Here is a 1,486-nt window from a genome sequence, read left to right as displayed (position 1 = left end):
CGCCGCTCGGCGCGGCCGCGCCGGCCGACGTCGCTGCCGGCTACGCGGTGCAGAAGGAGGTCGCGGCCGCGCTCGGCGCGGTGCCGCCGGCCGGCTTCAAGATCGGCGCGACGACGAAGCAGATGCAGGCCTATCTCGGACTCTCCGGCCCGGCCGCCGGCTTCGTGCCGGAAGCGGGCTTGCAGCGCACGCCGGCCAGCTTCCGATTCGCCGAGCTGATCACGCCAGGCGTGGAGTGCGAGGTCGGGCTGATGCTGGGCGACGATCTGGCGCCCGGCCCCTGCACGCGTGACCGCGCGGCCGCCGCCGTGGCGGAGGTCTTCGCCGCGATCGAGATCGTGGAGAAGCGCTACAATGACCTCGCCGCCCTCGGCACGCCGACGCTGATCGCCGACCAGGTGTTCCACCGCGCCGGCGTGCTGGGCGCGCCGGCTTCGGGCTGGCGCGGCGCCGATCTCGGCGCGATCCGCGGCCGCATCACGGTGGACGGCACGCTCCGCGGCGAGGGCGCTGGCGCCGACCTGCTGGGCCATCCCTTCGAGGCGCTGGCCTGGCTCGCCGCCTCCCCCGGCGCGGCCGTCTTCGGCGGGCTCAGGGCGGGGCAGGTGGTGTTCCTGGGTTCGGTGACGCCGCCGATCTGGCTGGACGGGCCGTGCCGGGTGACGGTGGAGTTCGACGTGCTGGGCAAGGCAGAGGCGCGGTTCGGATAGAGCCGCGCGGCGCAGGCTTCACCCTTCGGCAAGCACTCCGCGCGCAGGATGCATGCGCCGCGGCCTTCCGTGCGGCAGCCCGCCAGGATGGCGCCCCCGAGATCCGGAGCGCCATGCGAACCGCCCCCAGCTGGAACACCCTGCCCGAGGACCTTCAACTCGTGCTCTCGCGCGAGGCGCTGCGCCGGGCCGCCGAGACGCTTGCAGAACACGCCGAGCTGCTGGCCGAGGAGATGGAACGCGGCACGTTGGCCGATCGCGGCGGGCCGGATGCGCTACGGCTGTTCGCCGCGGTGGTGCGCGTCACGAATGCCGAGGCGTTCGGCCCGGTCGGCCATGCCTGAGCCGCCGTCCGACCGGAACACCGCGGCGAAGTAGCCGCGCCGCAGGTCGCGCCAGCCCTCCGGCAGCTCCGTCCAGCCGGGGTGGCCGTGGAGCACGGCGCGCGCCGCCTCGGCCTGCACCGCGCCGTCGCGATCGGTGATGCCGAGCAGCACCAGCCGCCGATAGCCGGCGACGCGCTCCGGCAACTGCGACGCATCCTCCGTGCGCAGCACCAGCAGCGCCTGGTCGCGCGGCGCCTCGGCCAGCACGGCGCCCACGATGCCGACCCCGTCATTCCCCTCCGGCACCAGCAGCAGCGAGCCGGGGCCGAGCGCGGGCGCCACGGCAGCAAGCGCGTCGCGATAGGTCTGCTGGGTCGCGGGGTGCAGCGCCATGCCGACCACGCCGGCGGCCTGCACCGCCAGCACGGAGGCGAGCGCGGCCGGCGCCAG

3 protein-coding genes are annotated in these 1,486 nt (G+C 75.4%); 2 read left to right on the top strand and 1 reads right to left on the bottom strand.

Going from position 1 to position 1,486, the window contains the following annotated elements; all coding sequences use genetic code 11:
• Positions 1-710 (top strand): 2-keto-4-pentenoate hydratase (locus OZN99_RS31375; protein ID WP_270939113.1); only part of this gene is annotated, 710 nt, incomplete at its 5' end.
• A gap of 113 nt (positions 711-823) precedes the next feature.
• Complete coding sequence (locus tag OZN99_RS31370; protein ID WP_270939112.1) at positions 824-1,054, top strand: hypothetical protein; 231 nt, start codon at positions 824-826, stop codon at positions 1,052-1,054.
• Here the strand turns inward: OZN99_RS31370 and OZN99_RS31365 are convergent.
• Positions 986-1,486: hypothetical protein (locus OZN99_RS31365; protein ID WP_270939111.1), on the bottom strand; the 501-nt coding region annotated here is incomplete at its 5' end. The two genes, OZN99_RS31370 and OZN99_RS31365, sit on opposite strands and share 69 nt — an antisense overlap.

It is taken from the genome of Falsiroseomonas oryzae, assembly GCF_027856955.1.
In the GTDB taxonomy this organism is placed as follows: domain Bacteria; phylum Pseudomonadota; class Alphaproteobacteria; order Acetobacterales; family Acetobacteraceae; genus Falsiroseomonas; species Falsiroseomonas oryzae.
Note: the sequence above shows the minus strand (reverse complement) of the source record. Positions and strands in the feature narration are given on the sequence as shown.

Coding starts and splice junctions, on each gene's coding strand:
- OZN99_RS31370 (WP_270939112.1), top strand. CDS start 824: ATGCGAACCGCCCCCAGCTGGAACACCCTGCCCGAGGACCTTCAACTC.